The sequence below is a fragment of the Exiguobacterium sp. K1 genome (genome assembly GCF_033721435.1).
GTDB classification, from domain to species: domain Bacteria; phylum Bacillota; class Bacilli; order Exiguobacteriales; family Exiguobacteriaceae; genus Exiguobacterium_A; species Exiguobacterium_A artemiae.
Genome location: NZ_JAOTIT010000011.1, coordinates 1 through 13,983, shown reverse-complemented (window position 1 = coordinate 13,983; position 13,983 = coordinate 1). Strand labels below are relative to the sequence as shown.

Sequence of the window (13,983 nt, the reverse complement as noted above, 5' to 3'; positions counted from 1 at the left end):
GTTATGTGAAACTTCAGATTGTTCTGATTATTGGTGGAGTCATTGACATGCCACCTCTCGCTTGTTACCATAACATCAATATTCTTTTATAGAAGAGAAAGCGAGTGGATAACATGTGGGAGAACAAATTTGCTAAAGAAGGCTTGACGTTTGATGACGTCTTGCTCGTACCACGTCGTTCAAGTGTCTTACCGCGAGATGTTGATTTGTCTGTAACATTATGCGAAGGAATTACATTAAACATTCCTTTAATCAGTGCAGGGATGGATACCGTAACAGAAGCTCCAATGGCGATTGCCATGGCACGTCAAGGTGGTCTTGGAGTCATCCACAAGAACATGTCGATGGAAGATCAAGCCGAACATGTCGATCGTGTTAAGCGGTCGGAGAATGGTGTCATTACAAATCCGTTTTACCTCACGCCAGAACGACAAGTCTATGATGCTGAATATTTGATGAGTAAGTACCGGATTTCAGGTGTTCCGATCGTCAATAACGAAACAGAACGTAAATTGGTCGGTATCTTAACCAACCGCGATCTCCGTTTCGTGAAAGATTACTCGACGGTCATTGAAACTGTCATGACGACGGAAGAACTGGTCACAGCAAAAGTCGGTACCTCTTTAGAAGAAGCCGAACAGATTCTCCACAAACATCGGATTGAAAAGTTACCACTCGTCGATGAGAACGGAGTTTTAAAAGGTTTGATTACAACAAAGGATATTGAAAAAGTTGAGCAATATCCGCATGCAGCTAAAGATTCATTTGGACGTCTGCTCGTCGCAGCAGCTGTCGGTGTAACGAAAGATGCCTCGGTTCGTGCCAAGTTCCTCGTAGATGCAGGAGTTGACGCATTGGTCGTCGACACGGCACACGGTCACTCAGAAGGGGTTCTCGTGAAAGTACGCGAACTTCGGGACGAGTATCCGAACTTGCCGATCATCGCAGGAAACGTCGCAACAGCTGAAGCGACACGTGACTTGATTGAAGCAGGTGCTTCTGTCATCAAAGTCGGAATTGGACCAGGGTCTATTTGTACGACACGTGTCGTGGCCGGAGTCGGTGTTCCACAAATCACAGCAGTCTTTGATTGTGCAACAGAAGCCCGTAAGCACGGTGTCTCGATTATCGCTGATGGCGGAATCAAGTATTCCGGTGATATCGTCAAAGCACTCGCAGCAGGCGGTCATGCAGTCATGTTAGGCAGCCTTCTCGCCGGCGTGGAAGAAAGCCCGGGAGAAATGGAAATTTACCAAGGCCGTCAATTCAAGACGTATCGTGGTATGGGATCGGAAGCCTCAATGAAACGCGGCAGCCAAGACCGTTATTTCCAAGAAGCCGACAAGAAATTTGTTCCAGAAGGAATCGAAGGTCGCGTCGCATACCGCGGTAAACTCGGTGACTCGGTTTACCAACTCGTCGGAGGGATCCGCTCAGGAATGGGATACTGTGGTTCTGCTTCACTTGAAGAATTACGTGAAGAAACACAGTTCATCCGGATGACAGGTGCAGGTTTACAGGAAAGCCATCCTCACGATATTCAGATTACGAAAGAAGCTTCAAACTATACACGTCAATAATCAAAAATCCTGCGACCTGAATAGGCCGCAGGATTTTTTTGTGGATAACCTTGTGGATACTTTTATTTTAACTGCCAAGCGGCAACGAGTTCGGTCAGTCCTTGCATCAATTGTTGTTCTGTTAAACTGGCAAACCCGAGGACAATTTGTGGATAAGCTGTGGATAACGGCAACTGGGCATAATCCGATAATCCATATACTTGGATCGAGGAGTCCTTCGCTCGTCGCAGCAATTCCTGTTCTCCCATGCCATTTGAGACGGAGAGGACGACATGCAGTCCGGCACTTTCTCCCGTCAATTTCAGAAAAGGTACATCCCGGAGAGCGTGGACAACGACATCGAGTTTGCGGCGGTAGATTTTCCGCATGCGGTTCAAATGTTTCTCGAAGTCGCCCTCTTTCATGAAGCGCGTCAAAATCGTTTGATCAAATCGGGAGACACTACACGTATAGTATGGAAATTCAGTTTGATAGCGTTCTAATAAAGGTCGTGGCAATACCATATATCCGATGCGAAGGGACGGCATCAGTGATTTTGAGAATGTACTCAGATAAATCACCCGTTCACTGTCCATACTGTGCAAAGAAGGAATGGATTTTCCGCTGTACCGGAATTCGCTATCATAATCGTCTTCGATGATATAACGGCGATCCGATGCAGCGGCCCAGTTTAACAGTTGACGGCGTCGATTGACGGATAAAATACTGCCCGACGGAAACTGGTGAGCCGGTGTCACATACATAACATCGACAGGACTTTGAACGAGGGAAGGAATCACTAAGCCGTTTTGGTCGACCGGAATCGGAACCGCCGATCGTTCATGACTTTCAAGGATCAGACGTGTCGCATGATACCCGGGATCTTCGATGCCATAGGTTGTCGTTTTTCCTAATAAAAAGATGATATGTGGTAACAATTGCTCAACACCGGAACCGATGATGATCTGCTCCGGCGAACAGACGACTCCCCGTGAATGGTAGAGGTACGTCGCAATCTCGAGACGTAATGATAGATCACCTTGCGGGTGTCCAAGCGAGACGAGTGATTGATATTGTTCGTCGATGACATCTTTTGCGTGTTTTCGCCAACGGGAGAAAGGAAAGGATGAGCCATCGATTTTACTGGGATGAAAATCGTAACGCATGGCCGGTTGTTGATTTGAACGTTGACTTGTCGGCAGAGGCGTTGTTTTGACGTATGCCAGTTCTTCGTAGGCTAAGACGAAGTAACCTTTCCTGGAAACGGATTCGACATATCCTTCTGCGACCAACTGTTGATAAGCCAGTTCGATTGTCGTCTGGCTGAGATTTAAAAACTGACCAAGCTTTCGTTTCGATGGTAATTTCGTTCCGTAAGCAAGGCGTCCTTCAATGATTTCCTGACGGATTTGCTGGTACAGCTGTTCGTACAGCGGACGATTTCCGTCCCGTATCAACTCAAACGATAACATGTCCATAACTGATCTCCCTTTTTACTGACCTGGTTAATTTATCATAAACTGATACTTTTAAAATAGTCAACGGGGAATATACTAAAAAGTATCACCGATTGGAAATACTATCACTGTCTAGGGGGAGTTCATAATGATGGAACGGCAACAAGGATCAGATCGTGTCAAACGGGGAATGGCTGAAATGCAAAAGGGTGGCGTCATCATGGATGTCGTGAATGCGGAACAAGCTAAAATCGCAGAAGCCGCCGGAGCGGTCGCTGTCATGGCACTTGAACGGGTGCCATCGGATATTCGGCGTGACGGGGGAGTAGCCCGGATGGCCGATCCGCTCATCACGGAAGAGGTTCTGCAGGCAGTATCCATTCCCGTGATGGCGAAGTGCCGGATCGGACATATCGTCGAAGCACGGGTCCTCGAATCGTTGGGTGTTGACTTTATTGATGAAAGTGAAGTCCTGACGCCGGCAGACGAGGAGTATCATTTATTGAAGTCATCGTTTACAGTACCGTTCGTCTGCGGAGCACGTGATTTAGGAGAAGCGGCGCGCCGGATTGCAGAAGGAGCAGCGATGATCCGGACAAAAGGGGAACCCGGAACCGGCAATGTCGTCGAAGCTGTCCGGCATATGCGCAAGATTCAAGCACAACTCCACCAGATTCTTCATTCACAACCGGATGAATTGATGACGCGTGCTAAAGAGTGGGGCGCATCTTACGAGGTCTTACAACAGATTCAGACAACAGGACGTCTTCCGGTCGTGAATTTTGCGGCTGGCGGAATCGCGACTCCAGCCGATGCGGCATTGATGATGCACCTTGGAGCCGAAGGCGTATTTGTCGGTTCCGGTATCTTTAAATCGGAACATCCGGAACGCGTCGCGAAAGCGATTGTCGAAGCCGTGACATACAAAGACGATTTCGAACGGATTGCCCATCTGTCGAAAGGACTCGGAACAGCGATGAAAGGAATTGATGTGACGTCGATGCCGTTTGAAGAACGGATGGCACCACGCGGATGGTAATCGGTATATTAGGTGTCCAAGGCGCCGTGCGCGAACATCAAGAGATGCTTCATCTGCTTGGAGTCAAAACGATGATCGTCAAATCAAGCGCGGACTTGGACGGAATCGACGGTTTAATCTTGCCTGGCGGCGAATCGACGACGATCCGCCGGCTGATTGACCGTTATGGTTTACTGGATGTCTTGCGACGTCAAGCTGACACGTTGCCGATGTTCGGGACATGTGCCGGGATGATTTTGCTGGCAAGCGAATTGACTGAAGGTCCTTCCCATTTAGGGGCGATTCCGATGACGGTCAGACGCAATGCGTTCGGACGACAAATCGACAGTTTTGAAACCTCCTTGAACGTCGAAGGTGCCGGTCAGGATATCGAAGCTGTTTTTATTCGAGCTCCTTTCGTCGAACAGGTCGGAGAAGGAGTACGTGTCCTGGCTGCAATCGGGACAGCCGCCGTTGTCGTCGAGACGGATCTTCATCTCGCCTGCTCCTTCCATCCGGAGCTGACTTCAGATCGGCGTCTTCATGATTATTTCATTCAAAAAATCAGACGGCGGACAGCTGTTTCTGTTTAATCAAAAGTAAGAGAGAAACCGTCAGTTTCCGGCTGTCGGTTTCTTTTTTTGTGCTACACTGAAAAGATATAACATCATTTGAAGGAGAGGACCGATGAAACGTCTTTTCACACTCTTTCTGAGTGTCCTTATACTGACTGCTGGTGGACAGCCGATGACAGGTCATGCAGAGACACCGGACATTCAGGCAGAATCTTACATAATGGTCGATGCGGTAACAGGCAAGATTTTATTGGCTGAACAGGCTGATTTGGCTCTGCCCCCGGCTTCGATGACAAAATTAATGACGCTTTATCTCGTGCGTCAGCAGATTGAGCAAAAAAAATTATCTTGGAATCAAACGGTTCGCCCAAGTGAAAAAGTACTGAAGCTTGCGAAAACGCCGGGAATTGCCCGGTTGCCGATTCGGAAAACAACGTATACCATCCGGGAATTGTACGACGCAGCTTTTATTAAATCGGCTAACGATGCCGCTGTTCTCCTGGCAGAAGTCATGGCCGGAACGGAGAAGCAGTTCGTGGAACGAATGAATGAAACAGCTGTTGCACTAGGGATGGAAGATACCGAATACGCCAATGCTTCAGGACTCGATGCCGTCGATGCGACATTACCGGGAACAAACTTGATGACGGCGATGGATATCTCTCTTTTGATCATCCGCTATATTCAAGACTATCCGGATGTATTAGATGTGACAAAACGTTCGTTCATTACAATCAATGGAGAAAAGGTCGAAAACTCCAATAAGATGTTGCCGCGCCAACCGTATGCGTACAGCGGAATGCGGGGGATGAAGACCGGGACGACGGACCTTGCCGGATACTGTTTTGCGAGTGTCGCTACACGCGGGAATTTAACACTCGTATCGGTCGTCATGCGAACGACATCCGATAAAGCCCGGTTTGCAGAAACGAAAAAACTGCTGGATTACGGTTTTTCTTCTTTTGAACCGTTGACGTATTACGGAAAAGGGGAACAAATCAAAGGTGTATTGCCGATTCGGGGGGCAAAACAATCCCGCTACGATGTCGTGACGAAAACAGCATTGTATGTGACCGTGTTAAAAAACCAAGCGAAACCGCATACGCCTGTCTTTCAATTTTCAAAAGCAGAAGCACCGTTAAAAGAAGGTGAAATCATCGGGACCGTCCAAGTGGAAGACAGCGGACGATACTTACCCGGATTCACTGTTCCTCAAGCTACAGTAACCAGTGCTGCGAAGGTTGAGCTGGCGAGCTTCCAGATCCGCTTGTTCCGCGCCGTTTCGGCCTGGTCCAAAAAAATCAGTCAAGCGATTCATCAACCAACCCTTGTCAACCGTAAAGGGGATAGTGTAAAGTAAAGCTAATCTCATAATGATGTCATGAACGGACCAAGTAGAAGCATTTATTCTGTTAAGAGAGCTAGTGGGTGGTGCGAACTAGTCAGAAGGATACTTTGAATCGAGCCGGATCACACACCTTGCGAACAAGGTGCGGGTACGCCCGTTATCGCGTCTTTAGAGTTGGCTGATCTAATCAGCAATGAGGGTGGCAACGCGGATCCAGGTGATTCGTCCCTCTTCGGTTTTTTAGAACCGGAGAGGGATGGATTGCCTTTTTTTATTGAAAAAAAGGAGGAAGAAACATGATTGATATTAAACGACTGCGTCAGGATTTTGACGCGATTCAAGAAAAACTGGCTCACCGGGGAGAAGATTTAACGGATATGAACCGGTTCATCGCCCTTGATGAAAAACGCCGGGAATTGATTGCCAAAACAGAAGTCCTGAAAGCGGAACGAAATGAAGCGACAAAAAAAATCGCGGAACTAAAACGCAACAAAGAAAATGCGGATGAAGCAATTGCTGCGATGCGCCAAGTCGGGGATGAAGTCAAAGCCCTCGATGAAGAACTGCGTGAAGTCGAAGCGACGCTGAATCTGTTGTTACTCGGTATTCCGAACATTCCCCATGACAGCGTTCCGATCGGTTCTACGGAAGATGATAATGTCGTCATCCGCGAAGTCGGTGACAAGCCGGCGTTTGATTTTGAAGCTGTACCCCACTGGGATTTGATGGAACAGTTAAAAATCGTTGATGTCGAACGGGCCGGAAAAGTAACGGGAAGCCGTTTCGTCTTTTACCGCGGTGCCGGTGCACGTCTTGAGCGGGCATTGATCAACTTCATGATGGATTTACACCAGGACAAAAACGGATATACGGAAATCCTTCCGCCGCTCATGGTCAACCGGGATTCTATGACAGGAACAGGACAGCTTCCGAAATTCGAAGAAGATGCGTTCAAAGTCGAAGATACGAACTACTTCCTTGTTCCGACAGCAGAAGTACCGGTGACGAATATGCACCGGGACGAAATTTTGTCAGCGGATCAATTACCGATCGGCTATGCCGCCTACAGCCAATGTTTCCGTTCTGAAGCAGGTTCTGCCGGCCGTGATACGCGCGGCTTGATCCGTCAGCACCAATTCAACAAAGTCGAACTCGTTCGTTTCGTCAAACCGGAAGAATCATACGAACAGCTTGAATTGCTGACAGGGCAAGCGGAGGAAGTTTTGAAATTACTTAAACTTCCGTATCAGGTCCTTAGCATGTGTACAGCGGATCTTGGTTTCACAGCTGCGAAGAAATATGACATCGAGGTCTGGATGCCGAGCCAAGGGGTGTACCGTGAGATTTCTTCTTGCTCAAACTTTGAAGATTTCCAAGCACGCCGGGCACAAATCCGTTTCCGTCGGGAAGCGAACGCTAAACCGGAATTCGTTCATACATTAAACGGATCAGCACTTGCAGTCGGTCGGACAGTCGCTGCCATTCTTGAGAACTACCAGCAAGCAGATGGATCAGTTGTTATTCCAGAAGTACTTCGTCCTTATATGGGCGGTCTTGAAGTCATTCAAGGATAAGTAGGAAGGGGGAGATTTCCCCCTTCTAATTTTTTAAAAAGTTTTTTTAGAAAAAGGCTTTACACAATAAAACCAAGATGCTATCATAATTTATGTCAGGAAGGCGCTCGTACAATACGACGCTCAATTATAAGTACGGAGGCGTACTCAAGTGGTTTAAGAGAACGGTCTTGAAAACCGTCAGGCGGCGAAAGCCGTGCGTGGGTTCGAATCCCACCGCCTCCTCCATTTCTTTTTTTTTACCTGAAAACTACATATAACTTGGAGGCGTACTCAAGTGGTTTAAGAGAACGGTCTTGAAAACCGTCAGGCGGCGAAAGCCGTGCGTGGGTTCGAATCCCACCGCCTCCTCCACTTCTTTTTTTTTACCTAAAATTACATTTAACATGGAGTCGTACCCAAGCCCGGCTGAAGGGGACGGACTCGAAATCCGTTAGGGGTCGCAAGGCCCGCGTGGGTTCGAATCCCACCGACTCCGCTTATACAAGCATCTCCCATTTATGGTGAGGTGCTTTTTTATTGCATCGATCGAGAGTGGCATGCTATGTTTTCCTACATCTTAGACAGAAAAAGGAGCAGCAACTATGACACTCACGAAACAAACATTACTCACCCATTACCAAGACACGATGGAATTTGTCCGTAGTCTTGAACACATATCAGAAGAAGCATGGCGGACGCCTTATGCGGAAGGGAAATGGACAGTCGCTGAGATCATCGGTCATTTATCACCGTGGGACCGGTTCCTTGTCGCGGAACGCTTGCCGTTTATCTTGGCAAATGAGCCGTTTCGTGTAAAACCGGACAGCCAGGCTGTTAACGAAGAGGCGGCAAAAATGAGTCGGGAACAACAACGGATTTTGACGATTGACGAATTTTTGGTCAGTCGTGACCGTTTGCATCGTGCCGTTGAACTGATTCCGGAAGACCGTTTGGCGGATACGTTTACGTCAAAAGGAAAAACCATTTCGCTTCTCGATTTTTTAGGGGCGATGATGCAACACGATTTACATCACCGGGCTCAAATTGAACAAGTCACTACAGCATGAAAAAAGCCCGTCGACAGAAATGTCGACGGGCTTTTGGATTAGCGGATTTTAGCAGTGCGGGCAACTTCAAGTTGTTTATCGATTTTTGATAAAATCCGTTCGATCGATTCCGGCTCGTTTAATAAATCGTATTCATCGATCGATAAACGGAGAACCGGGCAAATCGTGAAGTTATTGATCCAGTTCGTGTAACGTTCGTACATCTCTTCCCAATACTCGATTGGCGTTTGTTGTTCCATTTCGCGTCCGCGTAAGCGAATCCGCTCAAGAACTTGTTCAAACGAACCTTCGAGATAAATCAGGAGATCCGGATGCGGGAAGAATGGTGTCATGACCATGGCGTCAAACAAACTCGAGTAGGTTTCGTAATCTGTTGGTGACATCGTTCCTTTTTCGAAATGCATCTTCGCGAAGATGCCTGTATCTTCGTAAATCGAACGGTCTTGAATGAAACCGCCGCCGTATTGGAAGATTTTCTTTTGTTCCTTAAAACGTTCAGCAAGGAAGTAAATTTGTAAGTGGAAGCTCCAGCGCTCGAAATCATGATAAAATTTGTCCAGGTAAGGGTTTGTATCGACTTTTTCAAGAGATGTCCGGAAACCAAGAGAGTCTGCTAGACCGTTTGTAATCGTCGATTTACCGATACCGACCATTCCACCAATCGTAATGACGGCATCTGCCGGGATGTTATACTTTTCACGTAATTTCGAGTTCATGCGTGGTTCGCTCCTTCATATAATTCGTTGCGGATCTTTGTCAGGACGTATTCTAAATCTTCCGGCCGTTTGACGAAGTCGAGTTCATCTCCGTTGAATCGGATGACTTTCACTTCCGGATGTTTGATTTGGTAATCTGTGACGAACGTCTCGTAGTCAGCCGCCAGTTGTTCGAGGTAAGCACGTGACATGTTTTCTTCAATCTCGCGTCCGCGTAGAGCAACACGTTTCATCAACGTGTCGATGCTTGCATCTAAATAAATGACTGCATCGGGCTTTGGCATATCCGTTGTCAGGATCGAATAAATCTGTTCGTACTTATCAAGGTGCTCGACTTTCAGAGAACGATGGGCAAAAATAAGGTTTTTAAAGATATGATAATCAGCGACGACAGAGCGTTGTTTACTGAGATAGTGACGTTCGATATCATCGAGCTGCTTAAAGCGATTACACAGGAAGAACATTTCCGTTTGGAAACTCCATTCTTCGATGTCTTCATAGAACTTTCCAAGAAAGGGATTTTCTTCGACGATTTCGCGTAACATAGAAAATGAGAAATGGTGACTGATGGCGTTAGCAAGTGAAGTTTTTCCAACACCAATGGGTCCTTCAACCGTTATGAACATATTCAATTACCCTCCGTTCAGCAAAGTGCAATTTATATTTTAGCACAAAGCAGCGGCACCTGCCGAAGTTTCAGCGGGAGAATTTTTGTAAAGATAGGAAGTGTGATGATGGAACGGCATGAACACTATATGCGCCTTGCCATTGAGGAAGCAAAAAAAGCAAAAGCAATCGGTGAAGTCCCGATTGGTTGTGTCATCGTCAAAGGAGATGAGGTGATTGCGACCGGTTATAACCACCGGGAAACGAATCATCAGGCGACGGCACATGCCGAATTACTCGCAATTGAAGAAGCCTGCAGCAAGCTCGCCAACTGGCGTCTCGAAGGATGCGAACTCTATGTGACGCTTGAACCGTGTCCGATGTGTGCAGGGGCCATTATGCTGTCGCGGATCGAACACGTCATCTTTGGAGCCGTTGATCCGAAGGGTGGATGTTGCGGCACTTTGATGAATTTAGTTCAGGATGAACGGTTCAATCATGTTTCGCAATTAACGGGTGGCGTTCTTGAACAGGAGTGCGGTGAGATGTTGACGTCCTTTTTCCGGGAGCTCCGGGCGAAAAAGAAACAACGGAAACGGGCAATGGGTTGCAACGGGACCGATGAAACAGTATAATGAAAAAGCACTCGAAACAAGTGCCACTAAAATACGATAAACCATTTGCCGTGCTAGGTGGGGATGTAGCGGTTCCCTGTCACTCGCAATCCGCTATAGCGAGACTGAATTCCATATCGAGGGATAGGATTGGTGTGGTCTGCCTTACGTAAGTAGCGTTGACGTCTGAGTCCTGCGCAACAGATACCCATGAACCAGGTCAGGTCCGGAAGGAAGCAGCCTTAAGTGGTGCTCTCTGTGTGCCGCAGGAGTGCTTGGACTGAGCAGGCTGCGTGAGTAACGCATGTTGAACCTATTTCAGAATATGGTGCGCGGCAGTTTAATTTTAGATAACAAGTCTACAGCCGGTTTCGGTTGTAGACTTTTTTAGGTAGAATAGAAACAGGATTATAAATAGAGGAGGCGCAAACTTGGCCTATCAAGCATTATATCGTGTGTACCGGCCGCAACGTTTTGACGAAGTCGTCGGACAGGCACACATTACCCGGACGATTCAAAACGCCTTGATGGAAGAACGGATGTCGCATGCCTATCTGTTCTCTGGACCACGAGGAACGGGGAAAACAAGTCTGGCAAAAATCATTGCCAAGGCAATCAACTGTGAACAAGCGCCAGTAAATGAACCATGTAACGAATGTCCGACATGTCGGGCGATTACAGAAGGATCGAGTCCTGATGTGTTTGAAATCGATGCCGCGTCCAACAACGGCGTTGATGAAATCCGGGAAATCCGGGATAAGGTCAAATATCCGCCGTCAGAAGCAGCGTACAAAGTGTATATCATTGATGAAGTCCACATGTTATCGACTGGTGCCTTCAATGCGTTACTTAAAACATTGGAAGAACCGCCGGCACACGCTATTTTCATCCTGGCGACGACAGAGCCGCATAAAATACCGGCGACGATCATCTCACGTTGCCAACGTTTTGATGTGAAACGGCATGAAGTCGATCAACTGATGGAACGGATGCAGTACATCTTATCGGATCAAACAATCGGCTATACGGAAACCGCGTTGCGGTTGATTGCCCGGGCAGCGGATGGTGGGATGCGGGATGCCTTAAGTCTGCTCGATCAGGCCGTCGCCTTTTCGAATGGGGACCTAACGGACGATGCTGTACTGGAAGTGACGGGGGCAGTGGAAGACGAAGCATTGCTCGCTGTCGCGAACGCATTGCAAGCTCATCAAGTCGACCAATTATTGCAGACGCTTGAAAAAATGCAACGGGCAGGAAAAGACTTGAAGCGGTTTGTTGAAGACTTGGTCTTTTTCTATCGCGATACGTTACTTCTCAAAACGTCTCCGACAGCAGTTGATTTATTGGAACGGGCTCGACCGACGGAAGCATTCAAAACATTCGTTGAGACGATCGAGACGGAAGCGTGTTTTCATATCATTGAACAATTGCATGACTGCCAACAGCAGATGCGTTTGACGAATCACCCCCGTGTCCTGGTTGAAATTGCGTTCATTCAGATTGCGGAACAAGGACGAACGACCGGACAGATCATGCAGAGTCTCCAGCAAGAGGTACGGGAACTGAAGGAACAGATGCATCAGTTGAAAGTCACGGGAGTCCCGGCTGCTGAAGGAACGCCTGCGCAACAACCGGCTAAACGCAAGCAAGCCCGGCCAACTGTCCGGATTGCGAAAGAGCGGATTCGGCAAATGCTGAGTCGCGCAGAGAAGGCACAGCTTCTTGAAATTCAAGAACGTTGGGATGCCATTTTGAAATTGATCTTGAAACAAGATGGTCCGATTTACTCTTTGGTGCATGAAAGTAAACCGGTTCTGTGTTCGGAAGATACATTGCTGATTGAGTTCGATAACGGGAAAGGCTGGCATTTTGAACAGGTCATGACCAATGAACGGACCCGTTTCGTCATTGAAGAAGCACTGTTTGAGGTCTGTGGTGTCAAACGTCAGATTCTTGCAATTCTCGATAATGATTGGAAAGAGCTAAAAGCAGAGTTTGTTGCGAAACGAAATAGTAGTAATATAGAAGAGAAAGAAGTGGCAGTCGAATCGGAAGAAGATCGACTGTTGTCCGAGACGCTCGGACGATTTGGTGATATCGTAGAATTCGAAGACTAATTTCAGTTAGAGGAGGAAGAATTATGCGTGGTATGGGAAACATGAATAACATGATGAAGCAAATGCAGAAGATGCAAAAAGATATGGCGAAAGCTCAAGAAGAATTAAAGGACTTGACGGTTACGGGAACAGCTGGGGGAGAGATGGTCTCTGTCGTAGCGGATGGTCATAAAAATATCATCGATGTTATCATTAAAGAAGAAGTGGTTGATCCGGATGATGTCGAGATGATTCAAGATCTCGTTCTTGCTGCTACAAACGATGCTTTGAAAAAAGTAGATGAACTCGTTTCGAGTAAAATGGGTAAATTTACACAAGGAATGAACATGCCGGGAATGTTTTAAACTGTAGGGGGAAACGAATTGCAATATCCTGAAGCAATCAGCCGCTTAATCGAAAGTTTTACGAAGTTACCGGGTATTGGTCCGAAAACGGCTGTCCGTCTTGCGTTTCATGTCCTTGATATGGAAGAAGATGACGTGCTGATGTTCGGAAAGGCACTCGTGAGCGCAAAGCGTGATATTTCATACTGTAGCATCTGTGGGAATATCACAGATAAAGACCCGTGTTACGTTTGTTCCGATAAACACCGTAACCGGACAATCGTCTGTGTCGTTCAAGATTCACGTGATGTCATCGCGATGGAAAAGATGCGGGATTACCAGGGCTTGTATCATGTGTTACACGGGGCAATCAGTCCGATGGAAGGAATCGGTCCTGAAGATATCAATGTATCGAGCCTATTGACGCGTCTGCAGGCAGATGAAGCCATTACTGAAATCATCTTGGCAACGAATCCGAACATCGAAGGGGAAGCAACAGCGATGTATCTTTCCCGATTACTGAAACCGACTGGTATTCGTGTTACACGGATTGCTCATGGTCTTCCGGTTGGCGGTGATTTGGAGTACGCGGATGAAGTCACATTATCCCGTGCCATGGAGGGAAGACGGGAGTTATGAATTGGTTTCGGAAAAAAATCCGGAGCGAATATGATGAACGCTTTCTCCGTGAACTGGCGCTGGCGCAAGAAAACTACTTGATGAAACGCCGTTTACTTGAAATCAGTTACGATGACTGTGGTGATCTTGAAGCTCAAATGAAGTTAGCGGAATCCGTTTATTACTTCTATATTAGAGAAGCGAAGAAACGGCGAGTCTCGTTACCGACTGTTCGCTTATAATGAAAAAAGAGGAAGGCTACTGCCTGGTAATGAGGTGGTAGCCTTCTTTTCTATTCTTTTTAAAATTAATTTAACAAAAGAGTTGTCATGTTGTAATTATCGTGGTATATTAATTCTTGTCCTTAAGAGGACGAGCGCACTGAACGAAACAAGAAAAAACTTCTTTT

At 47.1% G+C, this 13,983-nt stretch carries 14 protein-coding genes, 3 tRNA genes, 1 other RNA gene and 1 other annotated feature; of the genes, 15 read left to right on the top strand and 3 right to left on the bottom strand.

Annotation, left to right across the window (positions count from 1 at the left end; all coding sequences use genetic code 11):
* Window positions 1-113 precede the first annotated feature (113 nt).
* The gene (gene guaB / locus N7U64_RS15320; protein ID WP_012368922.1) at window positions 114-1,580 is read left to right on the top strand and encodes an IMP dehydrogenase; all 1,467 of its coding nucleotides are present in this window, start codon (window positions 114-116) and stop codon (window positions 1,578-1,580) included.
* Between the two features lie 62 nt (window positions 1,581-1,642).
* Here guaB and N7U64_RS15315 read toward each other — a convergent pair whose 3' ends face one another.
* Window positions 1,643-3,037, bottom strand: coding sequence for a PLP-dependent aminotransferase family protein (locus N7U64_RS15315; protein WP_318930492.1), 1,395 nt, complete (start codon window positions 3,035-3,037; stop codon window positions 1,643-1,645).
* 130 nt (window positions 3,038-3,167) lie between these two features.
* Between N7U64_RS15315 and pdxS the strand changes: the two genes are divergently transcribed.
* The 8 genes from pdxS to N7U64_RS15275 all read left to right on the top strand — a co-directional run bounded on the left by pdxS (window position 3,168) and on the right by N7U64_RS15275 (window position 8,580).
* On the top strand, window positions 3,168-4,055 hold the full coding sequence (gene pdxS / locus N7U64_RS15310) for a pyridoxal 5'-phosphate synthase lyase subunit PdxS (RefSeq protein ID WP_200859024.1): 888 nt from the start codon (window positions 3,168-3,170) through the stop codon (window positions 4,053-4,055).
* Window positions 4,049-4,627, top strand: a complete 579-nt coding sequence (gene pdxT, locus N7U64_RS15305; protein ID WP_214767902.1) for a pyridoxal 5'-phosphate synthase glutaminase subunit PdxT — start codon at window positions 4,049-4,051, stop codon at window positions 4,625-4,627. Before pdxS ends, pdxT begins: the two co-directional genes overlap by 7 nt.
* A 94-nt stretch (window positions 4,628-4,721) precedes the next feature.
* Window positions 4,722-5,969, top strand: a complete 1,248-nt coding sequence (locus N7U64_RS15300; protein WP_214767904.1) for a D-alanyl-D-alanine carboxypeptidase family protein — start codon at window positions 4,722-4,724, stop codon at window positions 5,967-5,969.
* A 12-nt stretch (window positions 5,970-5,981) separates the two neighbouring features.
* Window positions 5,982-6,190: a binding site (T-box leader), on the top strand.
* Between the two features lie 63 nt (window positions 6,191-6,253).
* Window positions 6,254-7,531, top strand: a complete 1,278-nt coding sequence (gene serS, locus N7U64_RS15295) for a serine--tRNA ligase (RefSeq protein WP_012368927.1) — start codon at window positions 6,254-6,256, stop codon at window positions 7,529-7,531.
* 137 nt (window positions 7,532-7,668) lie between these two features.
* Window positions 7,669-7,759: transfer RNA gene (locus tag N7U64_RS15290), tRNA-Ser, on the top strand.
* Between the two features lie 35 nt (window positions 7,760-7,794).
* Window positions 7,795-7,885: transfer RNA gene (locus tag N7U64_RS15285), tRNA-Ser, on the top strand.
* Between the two features lie 34 nt (window positions 7,886-7,919).
* A tRNA-Ser gene (locus tag N7U64_RS15280) sits at window positions 7,920-8,009 on the top strand.
* 106 nt (window positions 8,010-8,115) lie between these two features.
* Window positions 8,116-8,580 carry a DinB family protein gene (locus N7U64_RS15275; protein WP_318930489.1) on the top strand — a complete coding sequence of 155 codons (465 nt, stop codon included), beginning with the start codon at window positions 8,116-8,118 and terminating at the stop codon, window positions 8,578-8,580.
* Window positions 8,581-8,618: 38 nt separating this feature from the next.
* Here the strand turns inward: N7U64_RS15275 and N7U64_RS15270 are convergent, their stop codons facing one another.
* Together N7U64_RS15270 and N7U64_RS15265 are read right to left on the bottom strand one after the other, a co-directional pair.
* On the bottom strand, window positions 8,619-9,296 hold the full coding sequence (locus N7U64_RS15270; RefSeq protein WP_012368928.1) for a deoxynucleoside kinase: 678 nt from the start codon (window positions 9,294-9,296) through the stop codon (window positions 8,619-8,621).
* Window positions 9,293-9,922 carry a deoxynucleoside kinase gene (locus N7U64_RS15265; protein ID WP_012368929.1) on the bottom strand — a complete coding sequence of 210 codons (630 nt, stop codon included), beginning with the start codon at window positions 9,920-9,922 and terminating at the stop codon, window positions 9,293-9,295. The genes N7U64_RS15270 and N7U64_RS15265 overlap by 4 nt, the downstream gene beginning before the upstream one ends.
* A 108-nt stretch (window positions 9,923-10,030) precedes the next feature.
* On the opposite strand from N7U64_RS15265, the gene tadA reads away from it, so the two are divergent.
* The 6 genes from tadA (at window position 10,031) to N7U64_RS15235 (ending at window position 13,816) form a co-directional block, all read left to right on the top strand.
* The gene (gene tadA, locus N7U64_RS15260) at window positions 10,031-10,537 is read left to right on the top strand and encodes a tRNA adenosine(34) deaminase TadA (RefSeq protein WP_290828996.1); all 507 of its coding nucleotides are present in this window, start codon (window positions 10,031-10,033) and stop codon (window positions 10,535-10,537) included.
* Window positions 10,538-10,585: 48 nt separating this feature from the next.
* Window positions 10,586-10,852: signal recognition particle sRNA large type (gene ffs / locus N7U64_RS15255), an RNA gene on the top strand.
* A gap of 95 nt (window positions 10,853-10,947) precedes the next feature.
* Window positions 10,948-12,633 carry a DNA polymerase III subunit gamma/tau gene (dnaX, locus tag N7U64_RS15250; protein ID WP_012368931.1) on the top strand — a complete coding sequence of 562 codons (1,686 nt, stop codon included), beginning with the start codon at window positions 10,948-10,950 and terminating at the stop codon, window positions 12,631-12,633.
* Between the two features lie 23 nt (window positions 12,634-12,656).
* Window positions 12,657-12,977 (top strand): YbaB/EbfC family nucleoid-associated protein, encoded by a 321-nt coding sequence (locus N7U64_RS15245; protein ID WP_012368932.1) that lies wholly within the window; start codon window positions 12,657-12,659, stop codon window positions 12,975-12,977.
* An 18-nt stretch (window positions 12,978-12,995) separates the two neighbouring features.
* Complete coding sequence (gene recR / locus N7U64_RS15240; RefSeq protein WP_012368933.1) at window positions 12,996-13,595, top strand: recombination mediator RecR; 600 nt, start codon at window positions 12,996-12,998, stop codon at window positions 13,593-13,595.
* Window positions 13,592-13,816 (top strand): YaaL family protein, encoded by a 225-nt coding sequence (locus tag N7U64_RS15235; RefSeq protein WP_012368934.1) that lies wholly within the window; start codon window positions 13,592-13,594, stop codon window positions 13,814-13,816. The genes recR and N7U64_RS15235 overlap by 4 nt, the downstream gene beginning before the upstream one ends.
* Window positions 13,817-13,983 lie beyond the last annotated feature (167 nt).

Bases quoted from the DNA above. Each gene is read 5' to 3' on its own strand.
- guaB (WP_012368922.1), top strand. From the start codon at position 114: ATGTGGGAGAACAAATTTGCTAAAGAAGGCTTGACGTTTGATGACGTC.
- N7U64_RS15315 (WP_318930492.1), bottom strand. From the start codon at position 3,037: ATGGACATGTTATCGTTTGAGTTGATACGGGACGGAAATCGTCCGCTG.
- pdxS (WP_200859024.1), top strand. From the start codon at position 3,168: ATGGAACGGCAACAAGGATCAGATCGTGTCAAACGGGGAATGGCTGAA.
- pdxT (WP_214767902.1), top strand. From the start codon at position 4,049: ATGGTAATCGGTATATTAGGTGTCCAAGGCGCCGTGCGCGAACATCAA.
- N7U64_RS15300 (WP_214767904.1), top strand. From the start codon at position 4,722: ATGAAACGTCTTTTCACACTCTTTCTGAGTGTCCTTATACTGACTGCT.
- serS (WP_012368927.1), top strand. From the start codon at position 6,254: ATGATTGATATTAAACGACTGCGTCAGGATTTTGACGCGATTCAAGAA.
- N7U64_RS15275 (WP_318930489.1), top strand. From the start codon at position 8,116: ATGACACTCACGAAACAAACATTACTCACCCATTACCAAGACACGATG.
- N7U64_RS15270 (WP_012368928.1), bottom strand. From the start codon at position 9,296: ATGAACTCGAAATTACGTGAAAAGTATAACATCCCGGCAGATGCCGTC.
- N7U64_RS15265 (WP_012368929.1), bottom strand. From the start codon at position 9,922: ATGTTCATAACGGTTGAAGGACCCATTGGTGTTGGAAAAACTTCACTT.
- tadA (WP_290828996.1), top strand. From the start codon at position 10,031: ATGGAACGGCATGAACACTATATGCGCCTTGCCATTGAGGAAGCAAAA.
- N7U64_RS15245 (WP_012368932.1), top strand. From the start codon at position 12,657: ATGCGTGGTATGGGAAACATGAATAACATGATGAAGCAAATGCAGAAG.
- N7U64_RS15235 (WP_012368934.1), top strand. From the start codon at position 13,592: ATGAATTGGTTTCGGAAAAAAATCCGGAGCGAATATGATGAACGCTTT.